This is a genomic window from Streptomyces sp. NPDC017095, from assembly GCF_044332325.1.
In the GTDB taxonomy this organism is placed as follows: Bacteria; Actinomycetota; Actinomycetes; order Streptomycetales; family Streptomycetaceae; genus Streptomyces.
In genome coordinates, this window is the sequence record NZ_JBIROU010000010.1 from 278205 (window position 1) to 298219 (window position 20015).

Annotated in this window: 17 protein-coding genes and 1 pseudogene; 15 read left to right on the top strand and 3 right to left on the bottom strand. The window is 71.8% G+C overall.

Translation table 11 applies throughout. The features are described 5' to 3' along the window. Nucleotides 1-94: 94 nt before the first annotated feature. From ACH4OA_RS22090 to ACH4OA_RS22120, 7 genes are all read left to right on the top strand, one after another. On the top strand, nt 95-1777 hold the full coding sequence (locus tag ACH4OA_RS22090; RefSeq protein ID WP_397970304.1) for a Tat pathway signal sequence domain protein: 1683 nt from the start codon (nt 95-97) through the stop codon (nt 1775-1777). Further along, the gene (locus ACH4OA_RS22095; protein WP_397970307.1) at nt 1774-2796 is read left to right on the top strand and encodes an ABC transporter permease; all 1023 of its coding nucleotides are present in this window, start codon (nt 1774-1776) and stop codon (nt 2794-2796) included. The genes ACH4OA_RS22090 and ACH4OA_RS22095 overlap by 4 nt, the downstream gene beginning before the upstream one ends. Next, nucleotides 2793-3740 carry a carbohydrate ABC transporter permease gene (locus ACH4OA_RS22100; RefSeq protein WP_397948589.1) on the top strand — a complete coding sequence of 316 codons (948 nt, stop codon included), beginning with the start codon at nt 2793-2795 and terminating at the stop codon, nt 3738-3740. Before ACH4OA_RS22095 ends, ACH4OA_RS22100 begins: the two co-directional genes overlap by 4 nt. 90 nt (nt 3741-3830) lie before the next feature. Next, nucleotides 3831-6011 carry a 1,4-beta-glucanase gene (locus ACH4OA_RS22105; RefSeq protein ID WP_397970309.1) on the top strand — a complete coding sequence of 727 codons (2181 nt, stop codon included), beginning with the start codon at nt 3831-3833 and terminating at the stop codon, nt 6009-6011. Continuing rightward, entirely contained in the window at nt 6008-7978 is a 1971-nt protein-coding gene (locus ACH4OA_RS22110) for a beta-galactosidase (RefSeq protein ID WP_365941714.1), read from the top strand. Before ACH4OA_RS22105 ends, ACH4OA_RS22110 begins: the two co-directional genes overlap by 4 nt. Beyond that, nucleotides 7975-10167, top strand: a complete 2193-nt coding sequence (locus tag ACH4OA_RS22115) for a glycosyl hydrolase family 95 catalytic domain-containing protein (RefSeq protein WP_397940499.1) — start codon at nt 7975-7977, stop codon at nt 10165-10167. The genes ACH4OA_RS22110 and ACH4OA_RS22115 overlap by 4 nt, the downstream gene beginning before the upstream one ends. 47 nt (nt 10168-10214) lie before the next feature. After that, on the top strand, nt 10215-10928 hold the full coding sequence (locus ACH4OA_RS22120) for a hypothetical protein (RefSeq protein ID WP_397948583.1): 714 nt from the start codon (nt 10215-10217) through the stop codon (nt 10926-10928). 53 nt (nt 10929-10981) lie between these two features. Here ACH4OA_RS22120 and ACH4OA_RS22125 read toward each other — a convergent pair whose 3' ends face one another. Next, complete coding sequence (locus ACH4OA_RS22125; RefSeq protein ID WP_365941712.1) at nt 10982-11995, bottom strand: LacI family DNA-binding transcriptional regulator; 1014 nt, start codon at nt 11993-11995, stop codon at nt 10982-10984. 141 nt (nt 11996-12136) lie between these two features. After that, nucleotides 12137-12595 carry a lamin tail domain-containing protein gene (locus ACH4OA_RS22130; protein ID WP_397970312.1) on the bottom strand — a complete coding sequence of 153 codons (459 nt, stop codon included), beginning with the start codon at nt 12593-12595 and terminating at the stop codon, nt 12137-12139. A 176-nt stretch (nt 12596-12771) separates the two neighbouring features. On the opposite strand from ACH4OA_RS22130, the gene dxr reads away from it, so the two are divergent. The 3 genes from dxr (at nt 12772) to ispG (ending at nt 16671) form a co-directional block, all read left to right on the top strand. Further along, nucleotides 12772-14043, top strand: a complete 1272-nt coding sequence (dxr, locus tag ACH4OA_RS22135) for a 1-deoxy-D-xylulose-5-phosphate reductoisomerase (RefSeq protein ID WP_365883857.1) — start codon at nt 12772-12774, stop codon at nt 14041-14043. After that, on the top strand, nt 14040-15341 hold the full coding sequence (locus ACH4OA_RS22140; RefSeq protein WP_397970315.1) for a M50 family metallopeptidase: 1302 nt from the start codon (nt 14040-14042) through the stop codon (nt 15339-15341). The genes dxr and ACH4OA_RS22140 overlap by 4 nt, the downstream gene beginning before the upstream one ends. A gap of 172 nt (nt 15342-15513) precedes the next feature. Continuing rightward, the gene (gene ispG / locus ACH4OA_RS22145) at nt 15514-16671 is read left to right on the top strand and encodes a flavodoxin-dependent (E)-4-hydroxy-3-methylbut-2-enyl-diphosphate synthase (protein WP_365941710.1); all 1158 of its coding nucleotides are present in this window, start codon (nt 15514-15516) and stop codon (nt 16669-16671) included. A gap of 36 nt (nt 16672-16707) precedes the next feature. Here ispG and ACH4OA_RS22150 read toward each other — a convergent pair whose 3' ends face one another. After that, a complete protein-coding gene (locus ACH4OA_RS22150; protein WP_397970317.1) occupies nt 16708-17127 on the bottom strand; it encodes an ATP-binding protein in 420 nt (139 codons plus the stop codon). Between the two features lie 136 nt (nt 17128-17263). Between ACH4OA_RS22150 and ACH4OA_RS22155 the strand changes: the two are divergent. From ACH4OA_RS22155 to ACH4OA_RS22175, 5 genes and pseudogenes are all read left to right on the top strand, one after another. After that, a pseudogene (locus tag ACH4OA_RS22155) lies at nt 17264-18048 on the top strand (Scr1 family TA system antitoxin-like transcriptional regulator). Then, entirely contained in the window at nt 18045-18242 is a 198-nt protein-coding gene (locus ACH4OA_RS22160; protein WP_397970319.1) for a DUF397 domain-containing protein, read from the top strand. Before ACH4OA_RS22155 ends, ACH4OA_RS22160 begins: the two are co-directional and overlap by 4 nt. 14 nt (nt 18243-18256) lie before the next feature. Continuing rightward, nucleotides 18257-18490 (top strand): DUF397 domain-containing protein, encoded by a 234-nt coding sequence (locus ACH4OA_RS22165; protein WP_397970322.1) that lies wholly within the window; start codon nt 18257-18259, stop codon nt 18488-18490. A gap of 87 nt (nt 18491-18577) precedes the next feature. Then, nucleotides 18578-19426 carry a GNAT family N-acetyltransferase gene (locus ACH4OA_RS22170; RefSeq protein WP_397970325.1) on the top strand — a complete coding sequence of 283 codons (849 nt, stop codon included), beginning with the start codon at nt 18578-18580 and terminating at the stop codon, nt 19424-19426. Between the two features lie 19 nt (nt 19427-19445). After that, entirely contained in the window at nt 19446-19976 is a 531-nt protein-coding gene (locus ACH4OA_RS22175) for a GNAT family N-acetyltransferase (protein ID WP_365883308.1), read from the top strand. Nucleotides 19977-20015 lie beyond the last annotated feature (39 nt).

Consider the following 20015-nt stretch of genomic DNA (forward strand, 5'->3'; position numbering starts at 1 on the left):
GCAGACGCGCTTTTCCGCTCAGCCGGATCCACTGAAGACACCGCAGCCGACGGCCACCGCCGGGTGTCCTGGTGCGCCATGAAGGGTTGACGCAATGACGCCGAACGCAGCCTCCTCCGCCCTCAGCAGGAGAAGTCTCCTCGCCTCCACCGCGGTCGCCGCCGCGGCGGTGGCCGGCGGGCTGCCGCTGCTCACCGCCTGCGGAGGCGGACAGGAGGGCCGCAGGGAAGGCGCCACCTCCGGCAAGGCGGCACGCAAGCTCCTCCCCGCGTACGTGGCATCGGGCGTCGTCGCCCCGGACATCCCCGCGAAGAACGGCTCCGCGGCCGGCTTCACCAAGGCCGTCGCCCCGGACCGGCTGAAGACCTCGGTGCCGAAGAAGCTGGGCAGCGGCGGCGAGCTGACGGTCATGGCGCCGCTGTGGGGCACCCCGCCGGACAACGGCAACCCGTACTACCAGGCTATGAACCAGGCCATCGGCGTCCGCACGAGCTGGCAGAACCAGGACGGCAACACCTACGACGAGAAGCTGGGCGCCATCCTCGCCTCCAGCGACATCCCGGACGTCGTGGTCGTCCCCGGCTGGAACCTGAACGGCAAGATCCCGAGCGCGATCAACGCCAAGTTCGCCGACCTCGGCCCCTATCTGTCCGGCGACAAGGTCAAGGACTACCCCAACCTCGCCGCCGTCCCCACCGACGCCTGGCAGCGCTCCCTGTTCGGCGGACAGCTGCGGGCGGTCCCGCTGCCCGCCTCCTACGTCACCAACATCGCGCCCTTCTACCGCAAGGACGTCTTCGACAAGCACGGCTGGCAACCGCCCAAGACGACCGACGAGTTCCTCGCCTGGGCGAAGGAGGCGACCGACGCCAAGGGCGGCGTGTGGGCCTGCGCCGACATGAAGTGGACGGCCTTCAACGCCTTCGGTGTCCTCAACGGCAGCGACAAGGCGCTGTGGTGGAACCTGGTGGACGGCAAGCTGGTCAACCGCGTCGAGACCGACGCGTACCTCGAAGCCCTGGAGTGGGCCCGCAAGCTGTTCGCGGCCGGCGTGGTCCACCCGGACGACAAGGCCGGCAAGACCGCCAACCCGGCCGGCACCCGGTTCACCGCGGGCAAGCTGCTCGTCTACAACCAGGACCTGTCCGACTGGTTCGGCAAGACCTCCGAACAGCGCACCCAGAACCCGGACTTCGCGATGGCCGCGATGGACGTCTTCACCCACGACGGCGGCGACCCGCTGCTGTGGGCCGTCCAGCCGGCGAACATCTTCACCTTCGTCAACAAGAAGGCGTCCGAGCAGAAGATCAAGGACTTCCTGGCCGTCGCCAACTTCTGCGCCGCGCCCTACGGCACGAAGGAGCGCCTGCTCGCCGAGTACGGCGTCGAGGGCACCGACTTCACCGTGGCCAAGGGCGTGCCCACCAAGACCACCAAGGGTGTCAACGAGGTCCTCGGCGCCTTCGACTACACCGGCAAGCCCGCCGCGTACGTCGCCCACCCCGACCTCCCCGAGGTCACCCGGGGCATGGTCGAGTGGCAGCAGCGCATGGGCGCCTTCACCAGGAAGTCGTCCTTCTACGGCCTGACGGTCACCGAGCCGAACCGCTGGTCCAACCTCGCCGACGACTTCGAGCAGCTCGAGGACGACGTCGTGCGCGGCCGGAAGAAGATCTCCGACGTGCAGCAGGCGGTGTCCGAGTGGAAGAAGCGGGGCGGCGACGAGCTGCGCGACTGGTACCGCGGTCTGCTCGACTCCACGGGCTCGGCGAAATGACCAGCACCGTCCCCCGCGACGAGACCGGCGCGCGGGCCGGGAAACGGACCGCGCCGGCCTCCGGCGCCGCCCGCGGCCGGGAGCGCGCCGGCGGGCCGGGCCTGCGGACCAGGTTCCGGCGCGACCGCACCCTGATCCTGATGACCCTGCCCGTGGTGCTGCTGCTCCTGGTCTTCAACTACATCCCGATCCTCGGCAACGTCGTCGCCTTCCAGGACTACGACCCGTACCTCAGCGACAACGGCTTCGTCGCCGTCTTCCAGAGCCCCTGGGTCGGCTTCGACCAGTTCCAGCGGGTCTTCGCGGACAGCGGGTTCTGGCACGCCGTGCAGAACACGTTCGTCCTGTTCTTCCTCCAGCTCGTGCTGTACTTCCCGATCCCGATCGCGCTCGCGCTGCTGATCAACAGCGTGGTCCGGCCCCGGGTCCGCGCGGTCGCCCAGGCGATCATGTACCTGCCGCACTTCTTCTCCTGGGTGCTGGTCGTCACCGTCTTCCAGCAGATCTTCGGCGGCGCCGGGGTCCTCGCGCAGACCCTGCGCGCACACGGGCACGCGGGCTTCGACATCATGACCGACCCCTCGGTCTTCAAGTACCTGGTGACGGCCCAGACGGTCTGGAAGGACGCGGGCTGGGGCATCATCGTCTTCCTCGCGGCGCTCGCCGCGGTCTCCGACGACCTGTACGAGGCCGCCGCGATGGACGGCGCCGGACGCTGGCGCCGCATGTGGCACATCACGCTGCCCGCGCTGCGGCCGGTGATCGCGCTGCTGCTCGTGCTGCGCGTCGGCGACGCCCTCTCCGTCGGCTTCGAGCAGTTCCTGCTCCAGCGGCAGGCGGTCGGCCCGGACGCCTCCGAGGTGCTGGACACCTACGTGTGGTGGAACGGCATCCGCAACCAGGACTTCAGCTACGCGGCGGCGGCCGGCCTGATCAAGGGCGTCGTCGGACTGTCCCTCGTCCTCGTGGCGAACAAGGTGGCCCATCTGATGGGCGAGCAGGGGGTGTACGAGAAGTGAGCGCCGTGGTCGACCGGCCGGCGCCGGATACCCGGGACAGGCCCGGCCGGTGGGCGGCACCGCCCCGGCCGTCCTGGGAGGAGGAGCCGGCCAGGGCCGGGCTCGCCGCGAAGGGCCTGGTCCTCGCGGTCGCCTGCTTCGCCGTGCTGTTCCCGCTGTGGATCGTGATCGTCACCAGTCTGTCCCCGAAGAAGGTCATCGACGACACGGGCGGGCTCGTGGTGATCCCCAAAGGCATCACCTTCGTCGCCTACCAGGAGCTGCTGGGCGGCGGCCAGGTGCAGCGGGCCGCGCTGGTCAGCATCGGGGTGACCCTCGTCGGCACGCTGTTCAGCATGACGGTGTCGGTGCTGTGCGCGTACGGCCTGTCCCGCCGGGACTCGCTGGGCCACCGCTGGATCCTGATGACCCTGCTCGCGACGATGTTCTTCGGCGCCGGACTGATCCCGACGTACCTGCTGGTGCAGGCGCTCGGGCTCACCGACACCTATCTGGCGCTGATCCTGCCGAGCGCGGTCAGCGTGTTCAACATCCTCGTGCTGCGCGGCTTCTTCACCGGCATCTCGCCCGAACTCACCGACAGCGCGCGGATCGACGGGGCGGGGGACTGGCTGATCCTGTGGCGGATCGTGCTGCCGCTGTCCCGGGCCGTGCTGGCGGTGATCACGCTGTTCTACGCGGTCGGGTACTGGAGCGCCTGGTTCAACGCGTCGATCTACCTGACCGACCAGAAGATGATGCCGCTGCAGAACGTGATGATCCAGCTCGTGCAGAAGCAGGAGCGGCCGGTGGGGCTGTCGGCCCAGATCAACACCGGGCAGCTGTCACCGCTGGCCATCCAGATGGCGGTGATGGTGCTGGCCCTGCTGCCGGTGGCCGTCCTGTCGCCGTTCGTCCAGAAGCACTTCCGCAAGGGAATGCTGACGGGCGCGGTCAAGGGATGACCGGGGCCGCGCCCTGAGCGGGCGCCCCGCCCCGCCCCCGCCTCTCCGTACCGGTTCCGCCGGACCACGACTCCCCAGCCGAGGTACCCCATGCCCACCCGCAGAACCGTCCTGGCCACCACGGCGGCCGCGGCCGTCCTCGCGGCCCTCCCCGCGCCCGCCCACGCGGCCGGGGCCCGGCGGACCGCGTACCGCTGGCGCACCGCCGTCATCGGCGGCACCGGCTTCGTCACCGGCCTCCTCTTCCACCCCGCGGTCCCCGGCCTCGCCTACGCCCGCACGGACATCGGCGGCGCCTACCGCTGGGACCGGGACACCGCCCGCTGGACGCCGCTCACCGACCACCTCGGCTGGGACGACTGGAACCTGCTCGGGGTGGAGGCCCTGGCCGTCGACCCGGCCCACCCGGACCGGGTGTACCTCGCCCTCGGCACGTACGCCCAGCCCTGGGCCGGCCCCGGCGCGCTGCTGCGGTCCGAGGACCGCGGCCGGACCTGGCACCGCACCGATCTGCCAGTGCGGCTCGGCGCGAACGAGGACGGCCGCGGCACCGGCGAACGGCTGCTCGTCGATCCCCGCGACAGCGCCACGCTGTGGCTCGGCACCCGGCACGACGGACTGCTGAAGTCCACCGACCGGGGCGCCACGTGGACGCGGCAGGACGGCTTCCCGGCCACCCCCGCCGGCACCGGCCAGGGCGTCACCCTGCTCGTCGCCGCCGGCCGTGCCGTGTACGCCGGCTGGGGCGACGGCGACGGCACCTCCGCGCGGCCGAACCTGTTCCGCACCACCGACGGCACCGCCTGGGAACCCGTCCCCGGACAGCCCGCCGGCACCGCCGCGAAGGTGCCCGTCCGCGCCGCCCACGACGCCCGCACCCGCGAGCTGTACGTCACCTACGCCGACGCGCCCGGTCCGAACGGCCAGTCGGCCGGCAGCGTGCACAAGCTGGACACCGGCACCGGGGCGTGGACCGACGTCACCCCGGCCGTGCCGGGCCCCGGCGACACCTTCGGCTACGGCGGCGTCGCCGTGGCCGCCCGCCACCCGGGCACGGTCGTGGTCTCCACCAACAACCGCTGGTCGGCCGTGGACACCCTGTACCGGAGCACGGACGGCGGCCGCAGCTGGGTGTCGCTGAAGGACACCGCCGTCCTCGACGTCTCCGAGACGCCCTACCTCGCCTGGGGCCAGGACGAGCCCAAGTTCGGCTGGTGGATCCAGGCCGTCGCCGTCGACCCGTACGACAGCGAGCACGTCCTCTACGGCACCGGGGCCACCGTCTACGGCACCCGCGACCTCGTCCACTGGGCGCCCGCGAGCCGCGGCCTGGAGGAGACCTCCGCCCGGCAGCTCATCTCACCGCCCACCGGCGAGGCGCACCTGATCAGCGGCAACGGCGACATCGGCGTGCTGTACCACGAACGGCTCACCGCCTCCCCGGCATCCGGCATGGCCACGAACCCCGTCTTCGGCACCGCGACCGGACTCGCGCTGGCCGCCGGGAAACCGTCGTACGTCGTGCGCACCGGCTGGGGCGACCACGGCAACGGCGCCTCCTCGGCGGACGGCGGACGCACCTGGACGCCCTTCCCGGCGCAGCCCGCCCCCGCCAAGGACGCGCCCGGCCCGATCGCCGTGAGCGCCGACGGCGGTGTGCTGCTGTGGGCCTTCGGGTCCGGGGACGGCACCGCGCACCCCGCCCACCGGTCGGCGGACGGCGGGTCCGGCTGGGCGGAGGTGCCGACCTTCCCCAGGGGCGCCACCCCGGTCGCCGACCCGGTCGACCCGGCCGTCTTCTACGCCTACGACACCGGCACGGGCACCCTGTACGCCAGCACGGACCACGGCCGCACCTTCGCGCCCCGCGCCGGCGGGCTCCCGGCCGGCGACAGCCAGTTCCAGCTCGCCGTCGCGCCCGGACGGACGGGCGACCTGTGGCTGAGCACCAAGGAGAACGGGCTGTACCGCTCCACGGACGCGGGCGCGAGCTTCACCCGGGCCGCCGGGGTCCGGGCGTCGTACACCCTCGGCTTCGGCAAGGCCGCCCCCGGCGCCCGCTACCCGGCGCTCTACCAGGTCGGCGCGGTCACGGACGCCGGTGTCGCCGTGCTGCGCTCCGACGACCGGGGCCGCACCTGGACGCGGATCAACGACGACGCCCACCAGTGGGGCTGGACCGGGCAGGCCGTCACCGGTGACCCGCGGATCCACGGCCGGGTCTACCTCGCCACCAACGGGCGGGGCATCCAGTACGGGGAGCCCGCATGAGCCCCTCCCTCGCCGACGCCACCCGGGGCCGCATCCTCTTCGGCGGCGACTACAACCCCGAGCAGTGGCCCGAGGAGACCTGGCCGGAGGACGTCCGGCTGATGACGGAGGCCGGCGTCAACTCCGTCACGCTCGGCGTCTTCTCCTGGTCCCGGCTGGAACCGGAGCCCGGCGCCCGGGAGTTCGGCTGGCTGGACCGGCTGATGGACCTGATGGCGGAGAACGGCATCGGGGTCGTCCTGGCCACGCCCACCTCCTCGCCGCCGCCCTGGATGGGCCGGCTGCACCCGGACACCCTGCCCCGGGACGCCGACGGCCGCACGGAGTGGTGGGGCGGCCGGCAGCACTTCTCGCACTCCAGCGCCACCTACCGCCGCTACGCCGCCGCCGTCACCGAGGACCTGGCCGCCCGCTACGCCGGACACCCGGCGCTCACCATGTGGCACATCAACAACGAGTACTGCACCGTCGACTACGGCGACGAGGCCGCCGCCGCCTTCCGCCGCTGGCTGCGCGAGCGGTACGGCACCCTCGACGCGCTCAACTCGGCCTGGGGCACCGCCTTCTGGAGCCAGGGCTACGACACCTGGGACGGCATCCTGCCGCCCCGCCGCCCGCACTACCTGAAGAACCCCGGCCAGGTGCTGGACTTCCGGCGGTTCACCTCCGACATGCTCCTGGAGTGCTACACCGCCGAACGGGACATCGTCCGCCGGCACACCCCGCACCTGCCGGTGACCACCAACTTCATGCCGCTGTGGTCCGGGCAGGACGGCTGGCGCTGGGCCCGCGAGGAGGACGTGGTCTCCGTCGACCTGTACCCCGACCCGCGCGACCCGCTGGGCGCGCAGCACGGGGCCCTCGTGCAGGACCTCACCCGGTCCCAGGCGCGCGGGCCGTGGATGCTGATGGAACAGGCGGCCGGGCCGGTCAACTGGCGCGGCGTGAACCATCCCAAGCCGCGCGGCCTGAACCGGCTGTGGTCCTTCCAGGCCGTCGCCCGCGGCGCCGACGCCGTCTGCTACTTCCAGTGGCGCCAGTCCCGGCAGGGCGCCGAGAAGTTCCACTCCGGGATGGTCGGGCACGCGGGCCCGGAGGGACGCACCTACCAGGAGGTCAAGCGGCTCGGCGCCGAACTCGCCCGGGTCTCCGGCGAGGTGGCGGGTACGCGGATCACCGCCGAGGTCGCGGTCCTGCTCGACTGGGACTCCTGGTGGGCCGGCGACCAGGAGGCACGGCCCTCGGCCCTGGTCGACCTGCCGGACGTGCTCACCGCCTGGCACCGCGCCCTGTGGGAGGCCCATCTCACCACCGACTTCGCCCACCCGGAGCACGACCTGTCCGGCTACCGGCTCGTCGTCGTCCCGCAGCTCTACCTCCTCACCGACACCGCCGTCGACGGCCTCCTGGCGTACGTGGCCGGCGGCGGCACCCTCGTCTGCGGCTTCCACACGGGCGTCGCCGACGCGGACGACCGCATCCGCCCCGGCGGCATGGACGCCCGGCTGCGCGAGCTGTTCGGCATCCGCACCCTGCACGAGTGGTGGCCGCTGGAGGCCGGGGAGACCGTGGCGTGCGAGGGCTTCGAGGGCACCCTGTGGTCGGAGGAGATCGAGCCGGTGCCCGGAGCCGCCGAGACCGTGCCCTACCGGGGCGGCGAACTGGACGGGCTGCCCGCCGTGCTGCGCCGGGGCCGCGCCTGGTACGTCTCCACGCTGCCCGAGCCCGGGGCGCTGCGCTCCCTGCTGGCCGGCATCGCCGCCGCGGCGGGCGTCACCCCGGTGCTGGACGGACTCCCGCCCGGCGTGGAGGCGGTGCGCCGGGGCGGGCTGCTGTTCCTGCTGCACCACGGCGTGGAACCGGTCACCGTCCCGGTCCCCGGCACCCACCGCGACCTGCTCACCGGCACGGAGGTCACGGACACGGTCACCCTCGGCCGCTACGGCGTGGCGGTGCTGCGGTCATGAGCGCCACGCCGGTCCACGGCACCTGGGAACCCACCCCGGCCGCCCGCTGGGAGGACGCCTTCCTGACCGGCAACGGCCACCACGGCGCCCTCGTGTACGGCGACCCGGACCACGAGCGGGTCGTCGTCACCCACCACACCCTGGTGCGGCCCAACGGCGGCGAGCACGCCCGCCCGCCCCGGCTGGCCGCCGCGCTCCCCGCGGTCCGGGACCGGCTGCTGGCCGGCGACCTCACCGCCGCCGAGAGCCTCACCGACGGCCGTCCGCTGCAATGGGTGCAGCCCTTCCACCCCGCCTTCCTGCTCCGGGTGGACCGGCCGCCGGGCCGCGCGCGGGAGATGCGCCGGACCGTCGACTTCACCAGCGGCGAGGCCACCGCGGTCCGCGGCGACACCGCCGGGCGCGTCTTCGTCTCCCGCGCCGACGACGTCATCGTGCACGAGGTCACCGGAGGCGACCTGGACGTCTTCCCGGACCACCGGCTGCCGGGCGCCCCGGCCGGACTGCGGGTCGGCCACGGCACGCTGCTCACCGCCGAGGGCGCCCTGCTGAGCCTGCGCGTCCGCTACCCGGACAGCGACCGCGCCTACACCGGCGTGACACTGATCGCCGTCCAGGGCGGCCGGACCGAACTCGTCCCGCCGGGCGTCCGCGTCACCGGCTGCCGCTCGGCGCTGCTGCTCACCCGGGTGCTCCGGCACACCGGCGAGGCGGACGTCACCGCCGCGGCCCGGCTGCTGCAAGACCTCCTCGACGGCACCGAGCGGCCCTACGACCGGCTCCTCGCCCGCCATCTGGACCGGCACCGCACCGCCTACCTCCGGGCCGGTCTCGACCTCGGCGCCGACCCGGCCGAGCGCGCCCTGCCCGGCTCCGAGCTGCTGGCCCGCCCGCACAGCCCGGCCCTGCTGGAACGGCTCTTCGCCGCCGGCCGCTACCACCTGCTCTCCAGCAGCGGCCACCACCCGCCCCGGCTCACCGGGCTGTGGACCGGCGACTGGGACACCGCCTGGTCCGGCGCGTTCACCACCAACGCCAACCTCAACCTCCAGACCGCCGCCGCGCCCGCCGCCGCCCTGCCCGAGGTCACCGAGGCGCTGGCCGCCTTCGTCACCCGGCAACTGCCGGACTGGCGGGCCAACGCCCGCGCGGTCTTCGGCACCCGGGGCGCGGTCGCGCCCGCGCACAGCGACGGCGAGTCCGGGCTGTCGTACCACTTCAGCCGCGAGTACCCGCTGCACCTGTGGACCGCCGGCGCCGACTGGCTGCTCAAACCGCTGGTCGACCACGACGAGATCCACGGCGGCCGGGACCCGCGCACCGCCGCCGCGCTCGCCGAGGCGGCCCTGTTCTACGAGGACTTCCTCACCCGCACCGACCCGGCCGGACATCTGGTCGTCGCGCCCTCGTACTCGCCCGAGAACCGGCCCGCGAACGGCAGTTGGGGCGCGGTCAACGCGGCCATGGACCTCTTTGCCGCCCGGCACGCCCTGCGCACCGCCGCCCGCTACCACCCCGAGCACGCCGACCGGTGGCGGGCGCTGGCCGACCGGCTGCCGCCGCACCGGGTCAACGCCGACGGCGCCCTCGCCGAATGGGCCTGGCCCGGCCTCGCCGACTCCTACGACCACCGCCACCTCAGCCACCTCTACGGCGTCTGGCCGCTGGAGGAGATCACCCCGTACGACACCCCGGCCCTGGCCGCCGCCGCCCACCGGGCGCTCGTGCTGCGCGGCGCCGAGAACGACTCCGCCCACGGCCATCTGCACCACGCCCTGATCGCCGCCCGGCTCCGCGACCGGGACCGGGCGGGCCGGGCGCTGCGCCGGGTGCTGGACGGCGACTTCTTCCACGCCTCCCTGATGAGCACCCACTATCCCGGCCGCGACGTCTACAACGCGGACGCCGCGCACACCCTGCCCGGCGTGCTGATCGAGATGCTCGTGCAGACCACCCCGGACCGCCTGGTCCTGCTGCCCGCCGTGCCGGACGCCTGTCCGCGCGGCGAACTGCGCGGTGTGCGCGCCCGGTTCGGCGCGGAGATCGACCTCGCCTGGGGCCCGGACGGCGCCCGGGCCGTCGTGCGGCCCCACCGCACGCACCGCGTCGAACTGCGGACTTCCTCCGGCACCGAGCCGTTGCTCCTGGTCGCCGGGGAAGACCGCGTCCTCACCCTGAGGACGTGGTGACGGAAGGAAACTCCCCACCCCCACACCCCACCCATGGAAGGGACACCATGGAAACCACCACCCTGCGCAGGGCCGCCACGGCCCTGGTCGCTCCCGCACTCGCCCTCGGCGCCACGATCGCCCTCGCCTCGGCGCCCGCCTCCGCCGCCGTGTGGAGCACCTGCGACCAGTGGGGCAACACCACGCTGAACGGCTACACCCTCTACAACAACATCTGGGGCTCGGGCGCCGGCAGCCAGTGCATCTCGGCCAACTCCGGGACCAACTGGAGCGTGACGGCGAACCACCCCAACACCGGCGGCATCAAGTCCTACCCGAACGCCAAGAAGGTGATCAACAAGCCGATCGGCTCCCTGACCTCGCTCACCAGCGACTACAACGTCACCGTCCCGGCGTCCGGCGCGTACAACACGTCGTACGACATCTGGGACACCGGCTACAAGTACGAGATCATGCTCTGGGTCAACAAGACCGGCGCCGTCGGCCCGCTCGGCACCTCGCAGGGCACGGTCACCGTCGGCGGCTCCACCTGGACCGTCTACAAGGGCACCAACGGCGCCAACGAGGTGTTCTCCTTCATCCGCAGCGGCAACTCCTCGGCGGGCACGGTGAACATCCTGCCGATCCTGAAGTGGATCAAGGACACCAAGGGCTGGTTCGGCAACGTCACCATCGGGGACGTGCAGTTCGGCTACGAGATCACGTCCTCGTCCGGCGGCCTGAACTTCACCACCAACAACCTGACGGTCAGCGGCGGTTGAGCCGAACCGGGGCCGGCTCCCGCGCGGGGGCCGGCCCCTCGGGTCCGGCGGGGTCAGGGCGCGGCCGGCGCCGGTCCCGAGCTGGCCCGGAGCGTCAGCTCGGGCCGCAGCAGCACGACCTCGTCGCCGCCGCGTCCGTCCAGCTTGGCCACCAGGTGCTCCACGGCACGCCGGCCCATCTCCTGGGCCGGGATGCCCACCGAGGTCAGCCGCACCGAGGACTGCACGGCGACCTGGTCCGGGCAGACCGCGACCACGGACACGTCCTCGGGCACGGCCCGGCCCTGCTGGCGCAGCAGCGCGAGCAGCGGCTCCACCGCCGACTCGTTCTGCACCACGAACCCGCTGGTCGCCGGGCGCTCGTCGAAGATCCGGGCCAGGGTGAGGGCCATCGCGTCGTAGCCGCCCTCGCACGGCCGGTGCAGCAGTCTCAGGCCCGTCTCGCGGGCCCGCGAGCGCAGCCCGTCCAGGGTGCGCTCGGCGAAGCCGGTGTGCCGTTCGTAGACCGCCGGGGCCTCGCCGATGACGGCGATGTCACGGTGGCCGAGCGCGGCCAGATGCTCCACGCACAGCGCGCCGGTCGCGGTCCAGTCCAGATCCACGCAGGTCAGGCCGGTGGTGTCGGCGGGCAGGCCGATGAGCACCGACGGCTGGCCGGACTCCCGCAGCAGCGGCAGCCGTTCGTCCTCCAGCTCGACGTCCATCAGGATCATGGCGTCGGCGAGACCGCTGCCGGTGACCCGGCGCACCGCGTCGGGGCCCTCCTCGCCGGTGAGCAGCAGCACGTCGTAGCCGTGGGTGCGGGCCGTGGTGGCCACCGCGATGGCGATCTCCATCATCACCGGCACGTACAGGTCGGTGCGGAGTGGGATCATCAGGGCGATGATGTTCGACCGCTTGCCGGCCAGCGCGCGGGCGCCCGCGTTCGGGTGGTAGCCCAGTTTCCGGATGCTCTCCTCGACCCGCTGCCGGGTGGTGGTGGAGATGGACCGCTTGCCGCTGAGGACATAGCTCACCGTGCTCGCCGAGACTCCGGCGTGCTGGGCGACCTCGGCGAGGGTGACCATCCGGCTCTCCAAGCTATGTGAAGCGCTTCGACTCTGCGCCTGACCGACTGTGGGGTGAAGGCGAGTACGACACTAGCTCCCGGGCAGGCGGGGTGTCCATACGACTGTCGAAGCGCTTCGACAATCCCGGCCCCGCGGGAGCTAGCAGTACTTGTCGCTCGGGTCCCGCGTGGTCCAGGAGCAGGAGGCGGCCTTGGTGCCGTTCGCCTTCGTCAGCGTGGCCGTGTCCTTGTCGTTGTTCCAGACGTAGGCGCGCCGGTCCTGGTACTTGTCCGCCGCGCTGTCCGAGCCGCTGCCGGTGTGGACCTTCAGGTACTTCCCGGCGCCGATCTTGACGTTCGGGAAGACGTACTTGTGGCGGGAGGCGTCCTGCAGCACCCAGCCCTTGAGCGAGACCGCCGAGCCGCTGGTGTTCTTGAGCTGCACCCACTCGGCGTTCAGGCTCTTGTTGGAGCGGTTGTCCGAGCCGGGGCTGTCGAACCACACGTGGTGGATCCTGACGCCACCGGCGGCCTCGGCCGGGGTGCTGAGCAGGGTGCCGGTGAGCAGGGCCGCGCCGGCGAGGGCGGGCAGGGCAGCGCGTAGGCGCACAGTGCGCATGGAGATATCCCCCCAGGATGTCGTCCGCGAAATCATGTGGAAAGAAGTGTTACCACATGATCTTCACCGTGGATTCACATCGGGAGAATCACGCCATCCGGCGAGGAAACCCGGCAACGCGCCCGCGCGGGGGACGCACTGTCCGGACGGCCGCCGCTTACCGCAACAATGGGGGGATGACCGACAGTCCCGCCCGTCCGGCACCCCTCGCCGATCCGCACCGCGTCTACGACCCCGTCCCCGGCGACGGCCCCAAGGACGTGGTGATCCTCGGCTCCACCGGATCCATCGGCACCCAGGCCATCGACCTCGTGCTGCGCAACCCCGGCCGCTTCCGGGTCACCGCCCTGTCCGCGAACGGCGCCCGGCCGGCCCTCCTCGCCGAGCAGGCGCACCGGCTGCGGGTGCGGACCGTGGCGGTCGCCCGCGAGGACGTCGTCCCCGCGCTGCGCGAGGCGCTCGCCGCCGAGTACGGCGGCACCGAGCCGCTGCCCGAGATCCTCGCCGGACCCCGGGCCGCCACCGAGCTGGCCGCCTCCGACTGCCACACCGTCCTCAACGGCATCACCGGCTCCATCGGCCTCGCCCCGACCCTGGCCGCCCTGGAGGCGGGCCGCACCCTCGCGCTCGCCAACAAGGAGTCGCTGATCGTCGGCGGCCCGCTGGTCACCGCGCGCGCCCAGCCGGGCCAGATCATCCCGGTGGACTCCGAGCACGCGGCCCTCTTCCAGGCGCTCGCCGCCGGCACCCGCGCCGACGTCCGCAAGCTGGTCGTCACCGCGTCCGGCGGGCCCTTCCGCGGCCGGAGCAGGGCCGAGCTGGCCGACGTCACCGTCCAGGACGCGCTGGCCCACCCCACCTGGGCGATGGGCCCGGTGATCACCGTCAACTCCGCGACCCTGGTCAACAAGGGCCTGGAGGTCATCGAGGCACACCTCCTCTACGACATCCCGTTCGACCGCATCGAGGTGGTCGTGCACCCGCAGTCGTACGTCCACTCGATGATCGAGTTCACCGACGGGTCGACGATCGCCCAGGCGACGCCCCCGGACATGCGCGGCCCCATCGCCATCGGCCTGGGCTGGCCCGAACGCGTCCCGGACGCCGCGCCCGCCTTCGACTGGAGCACCGCGTCCACCTGGGAGTTCTTCCCGCTGGACGACGAGGCGTTCCCGTCGGTGAACCTCGCCCGGCACGTGGGGCGGCTCGCGGGAACGGCCCCGGCGGTGTTCAATGCCGCCAACGAGGAGTGCGTCGAAGCCTTCCTGAACGGCGCGCTGCCCTTCAACGGGATCATGGAGACCGTCACCCGGGTGGTCGAGGAACACGGCACCCCGGTCACGGGAACCTCACTCACGGTGTCGGACGTCCTCGAAGCGGAGACCTGGGCCCGGGCCCGGGCCCGTGAACTCACAGCCACGACGGCGACCGCGGAGGCGCGTGCATGACGACCTTGATGTTCATCCTCGGCATAGTGGTCTTCGCGGTCGGCCTGCTCGTCTCGATCGCCTGGCACGAGCTGGGGCACCTGTCCACGGCCAAGCTCTTCGGCATCCGCGTCCCGCAGTACATGGTCGGCTTCGGCCCCACCATCTGGTCGCGGACCAAGGGCGAGACCGAGTACGGCGTCAAGGCGGTCCCGCTCGGCGGCTACATCCGCATGATCGGCATGTTCCCGCCCGACGAGTCCGGCCGGGTCACCGCCCGCTCCACCTCCCCGTGGCGCGGCATGATCGAGGACGCCCGCTCGGCGGCCTTCGAGGAACTCAAGCCCGGCGACGAGACGCGCATGTTCTACACGCGCAGGCCGTGGAAGCGGGTCATCGTCATGTTCGCGGGCCCCTTCATGAACCTGGTGCTCGCCATCGCCCTGTTCCTCACCGTGCTGATGGGCTTCGGCATCCAGAAGGAAACCACCGTCGTGGAATCCGTCTCGCCCTGCGTCATCGCGCAGAGCCAGCACCGCGACAGCTGCAAGAAGGCCGACCCCGCGTCCCCCGCCGCGCGGGCCGGCATGAAGGCGGGCGACCGGATCGTCTCCTTCGACGGCAAGCCGACCCGGGACTGGAACACGCTGTCGGACCTCATCCGCGACAGCGCCGGGAAGGACGTCGCCTTCGTCGTGGACCGGCACGGCCGGCCCGTGACCCTGCACGCGAGGATCGCCACCAACCAGGTCGCCAAGAAGGACGCCGGCGGCAACTACGTCGACGGCTACGTCAAGGCCGGCTTCCTCGGCTTCAGCCCCGCCACCGGTGTGGTCAAGCAGGACCTCGGCGAGTCCGTGACCTGGATGGCCGACCGGGTCGGCGACGCCGTCGACTCCCTCGTCGCGCTGCCCGGCAAGATCCCGGCCCTGTGGAACGCGGCCTTCGGCGACGGCCCGCGCGAGCAGGACTCCCCGATGGGCATCGTCGGCGCCGCCCGCGTCACCGGCGAGATCGCCACCCTGGACATCCCCGCCTCGCAGCAGCTCGCGATGTTCGTCTTCCTGCTGGCCGGCTTCAACCTCTCGCTGTTCCTGTTCAACATGCTCCCGCTGCTCCCGCTCGACGGCGGGCACATCGCGGGCGCCCTGTGGGAGGCGCTGCGCAGGAACGTGGCACGAGTGCTGCGCCGGCCGGACCCCGGTCCGTTCGACGTCGCCAAGCTGATGCCGGTGGCGTACGTGGTGGCCGGGATCTTCGTCTGCTTCACCCTGCTGGTCCTGGTCGCCGACGTGGTCAATCCGGTCAGAATCTCCTAGGGCCACGGGGCCTCGGGCGGCCCGGAACCGGTGTCGTACCGGGCCGCCCCCGGACGTGTGGCTTTCCGGGGCGGGATGTGCCCGCGCCCGCCCCGGTGCCGTAATCTCGGAGCCTGGAGCCCGCCGTATCACGGGACCGGATCCTGAACCACGACTTGGGGTTGCACAGCAGATGACTGCGATTTCACTCGGCATGCCGTCCGTTCCGACCAGGCTGGCCGAGCGCCGCAAGAGCCGGCAGATCCAGGTCGGAAGCGTGGCGGTCGGTGGGGACGCGCCGGTCTCGGTCCAGTCGATGACCACCACCCGTACGTCCGACATCGGTGCGACGCTCCAGCAGATCGCCGAGCTGACCGCGTCCGGCTGTCAGATCGTCCGGGTGGCCTGCCCGACCCAGGACGACGCCGACGCCCTCGCCACCATCGCCCGGAAGTCGCAGATCCCGGTCATCGCGGACATCCACTTCCAGCCGAAGTACGTGTTCGCCGCCATCGAGGCCGGCTGCGCCGCGGTCCGTGTCAACCCCGGCAACATCAAGCAGTTCGACGACAAGGTGAAGGAGATCGCGCGCGCCGCCAAGGACCACGGCACGCCGATCCGCATCGGCGTCAACGCCGGCTCCCTGGACCGGCGGCTGCTGCAGAAGTACGGCAAGGCCACGCCCGAGGCGCTGGTGGAGTCCGCGCTGTGGGAGGCGTCGCTCTTCGAGGAGCACGACTTCCGGGACATCAAGATCTCCGTCAAGCACAACGACCCGGTCGTCATGATCGAGGCGTACCGGCAGCTCGCCGAGCAGTGCGACTACCCGCTGCACCTCGGCGTGACCGAGGCCGGCCCGGCGTTCCAGGGCACCATCAAGTCGGCGGTCGCCTTCGGCGCGCTGCTGAGCCAGGGCATCGGCGACACCATCCGCGTCTCCCTCTCCGCCCCGCCGGCCGAGGAGGTCAAGGTCGGCATCCAGATCCTGGAGTCCCTGAACCTGCGCCAGCGCGGCCTGGAGATCGTCTCCTGCCCGTCCTGCGGCCGCGCCCAGGTCGACGTCTACAAGCTGGCCGAAGAGGTCACCGCCGGTCTGACCGGCATGGAGGTGCCGCTCCGCGTCGCCGTCATGGGCTGTGTCGTCAACGGTCCGGGCGAGGCCCGCGAGGCCGACCTCGGCGTCGCCTCCGGCAACGGCAAGGGCCAGATCTTCGTCAAGGGCGAGGTCATCAAGACCGTCCCCGAGTCCAAGATCGTGGAGACCCTCATCGAGGAGGCCATGAAGCTGGCCGAGCAGATGGAGAAGGACGGCGCGGCGTCGGGCGAGCCGTCGGTGTCGGTCGCGGGCTGACACGCCGCTTTCCCTCCGCTTTCCCTCCGAGTCCCGTCACCGTCCGGTGGCGGGACTCGGTCGTACCTCCGCCCAGACGGTCTTGCCCGGCTGCCTCGGTGTGACGCCCCACTTGTCGGCGAGCGCCTCGACCAGCATCAGCCCCCGGCCGGACTCGCCGCACGGGGCCCGCAGCTCGGGCAGCCGCTCGGTCCGGGTGTCCGAGACCTCCAGGCGCAGGGCGTCCGGGTCCGCGGTGAGCCGCAGCCGGAAATCCCGCCCGGGTACGTGCCCGTGCCGGACCGCGTTCGAGACGAGTTCCGCGGCGATCAGCGTGACGGTCTGGTTGGCGGGCCCGTCGTAGGGGTGCCCCCACTCGTGCAGCCGGTGCGAGACCAGCCGCCGGGCGAGCCGTGCGCCGCGCGGGGTGGACGTGAACCGCATCGAGAATTCGTGGGTGGAGATTTCTGACTTCATGCCGCTTACGGTTACGCACGCTCAGTAACGTTGAACAGCGGCCGCACCATGACTGTTCAGGCGTTGTACGACCGTGGGGCGCCGCTGTACGCGGGCGCGCCGTGACCGAGGGCGGTGCGAGGACGATGGGGTGTACATGAGCGAGGAAGTCCAGGAAGAACCTGGGGGAGTGGAGCCCGAGCCGGGATCGGCCGTCCCGCTTCTGTTCGGTCGGCTGCTGAAGCGACTGCGCATGCAGGCGGGCATGGACCGTGCCCAACTAGGTTCCCGTACCGGCTACTCGGCGGCGTCCATCGCGTCGTTCGAGCAGGGCAGGCGCATCCCGAACGAGAAGTTCATCATGCAGGTCGACGACGTGCTGGACGCGCGGGGGGCGCTGACCGATTTCCTTGAGGAGATGGAGAAGGCACAGTACCCGGCGTTCTTCCAAGATGCTGCGGCCCTGGAGCGGAAAGCCGTTGCGCTGCACGTGTTCGCCACGAAGGCTCTCCCGGGACTTCTCCAGACAGAGGAGTACGCGCGGGCGGTGTTCAGGATGTGGCGGCCACTCCTGGCCGAGGAAACGGTGCAGAAGCGTGTCGCGGCCCGCCTGGCCCGGCAGGAGATCTTCACCCAAGCCGTGTTCCCGACCATCAGCTTCGTGATCGAGGAGCATCTGCTGTACCGCCCCCTAGGCGGACAGGCGGTGATGCGTGGACAGTTGGAGCAGATCCTCCTTCACGGACAGCGTCGTAACGTCGAGATCCAGGTGATGCCGACCGCCCGTGACACGCCTACGTGGAGACGTACAAGCACAGCCGCCTCTACACCGATCGCCAAACGGTCAGGGAGCTGGAGGAGCAGTACAACCTCCTGCGTGCCCAGGCATTGACCCCGCACGAATCGCTATCCATCGTAGAGAAGTTGCTGGGAGAGACATGAACGTCGAAGAGTCGACCGAGCTGGCGTGGTTCAAGAGCAGCTACAGCACTGGCCAGGGCGGCGAATGCGTAGAGGTCGCCGCCTGCCCGATCACCATCCATGTCCGGGACTCCAAGCAGGACCCTGCCACCGCCCCGGCCCTCGCCGTGCCGACGGCTGCCTGGGAGGCGTTCCTCGGGCTCGTCCGATCCTGACCGCCGGGAGAGACATGAAGTGGTTCAAGAGCAGCTATAGCAGCGGCGCGGGCGGCGAATGCGTAGAGGTCGCCCTCACCTGGCACAAGTCCAGCTACAGCGATGGTGAAGGCGGCGAATGCGTAGAGGTCGCCGCCTGCCCGACCACCATCCACGTCCGGGACTCCAAGCAGGACCCCTCCGCGCCCGCCCTCGCCGTGCCGACCGCCGCCTGGGAGGCCTTCCTCGGGTTCGCCGTGCGTCCGTGAAGTGATCCGTTCCCGACGCGAGGCGCCGCACAACCGCACGAGGTACAGTGCCGGAACCAGCAGAACCCCCAGCGTGAGGCCCCGTACGTGTTGACCCAGACCACAACCCGGGTCCTGGAACCGAGTGACCTGGACGCGGCGCTCGCCGTACTCGACCGTGAGCCGGTCGCCAACGCCTTCGTGACCTCGCGGGTCCAGGTGGCCGGCCTGGACCCCTGGCGGCTCGGCGGCGAGATGTGGGGCTGGTACGAGGACGGCATGCTCACGTCGCTGTGCTATGCGGGCGCCAACCTCGTGCCCATCTGCGCCACGCCCCGCGCGGTCCGCGCCTTCGCCGACCGCGCCCGGCGGGCCGGCCGCCGCTGCTCCTCCATCGTGGGGCCCGCCGAGGCCACCGCGCAGTTGTGGCGGCTGCTGGAGCCGCACTGGGGCCCGGCCCGCGACGTCCGCCCCCGCCAGCCGCTGATGGTCACCGACCGCATGCCCGCCGACATCGCCCCGGACCCGTACGTCCGCCGCGTCCGCAAGGACGAGCTGGAGACGATCATGCCGGCCTGCGTGGCGATGTTCACCGAGGAGGTCGGCGTCTCCCCGATGTCCGGCGACGGCGGCCTGCTCTACCAGGCCAGGATCGCCGAACTCGTCGGCTCCGGCCGCTCCTTCGCCCGCGTGGACGAGCGGGGCCGGGTCGTGTTCAAGGCGGAGATCGGCGCGGCGACGCCCCGCGCCTGCCAGATCCAGGGCGTCTGGGTGGCCCCCGAGTACCGGGGCCGGGGCCTGGCCGCGCCCGGCATGGCGGCGGTCCTGCGCTACGCCCTGGCGGACGTGGCCCCCGTCGCGAGCCTCTACGTCAACGACTACAACACGGCCGCGAGAAGGACGTACCGGCGCGTGGGTTTCCAGGAGACCGGCGCCTTCATGAGTGTGCTCTTCTGAGCCCCTGTACGCTCCCCGCATGGACGCAGTGATCGGCCCCCTGGACCTGTCGGCCCACGTGGACGAGGCCCTGGCCGTGCAAGCCGTCGCCTTCGGACTGGGCCCGGACGAGGTGGCCGTACGCCGCCAGATCGTCCAGCGCCACATGCAGTACCAGGGCGCGCGGGCCTACGGCGCGACCGTCGACGGCCGGCTCGTCGGCTTCGTCTACGGCATGCCCAACAGCCGCACCCACTGGTGGTCCACCGTCGTGGAGCCGTACCTGCGGGCGGGCGGCAACGACTTCTGGCTGGACGACTCCTTCGTCATCACCGAACTGCACGTCCATCCCGGCCACCAGAACCGCGGCATCGGCCGGCGGCTGATCACCACCATCACCGCCACCGCCGCCGAGCCGCGCTCGATCCTCTCCGCGATCGACACCGACAGCCCCGCCCGCGGCCTCTACCACTCCCTCGGCTACGTCGACCTCGCCCGTCAGGTGCACTTCCCGAGCGCCCCGAGGCCCTACGCCGTGATGGGCGCCCCGCTGCCGCTGCGCGGGCGTTAACCGATTACCACCGGCACGGGCGGCCCGGTTAACCTCCAT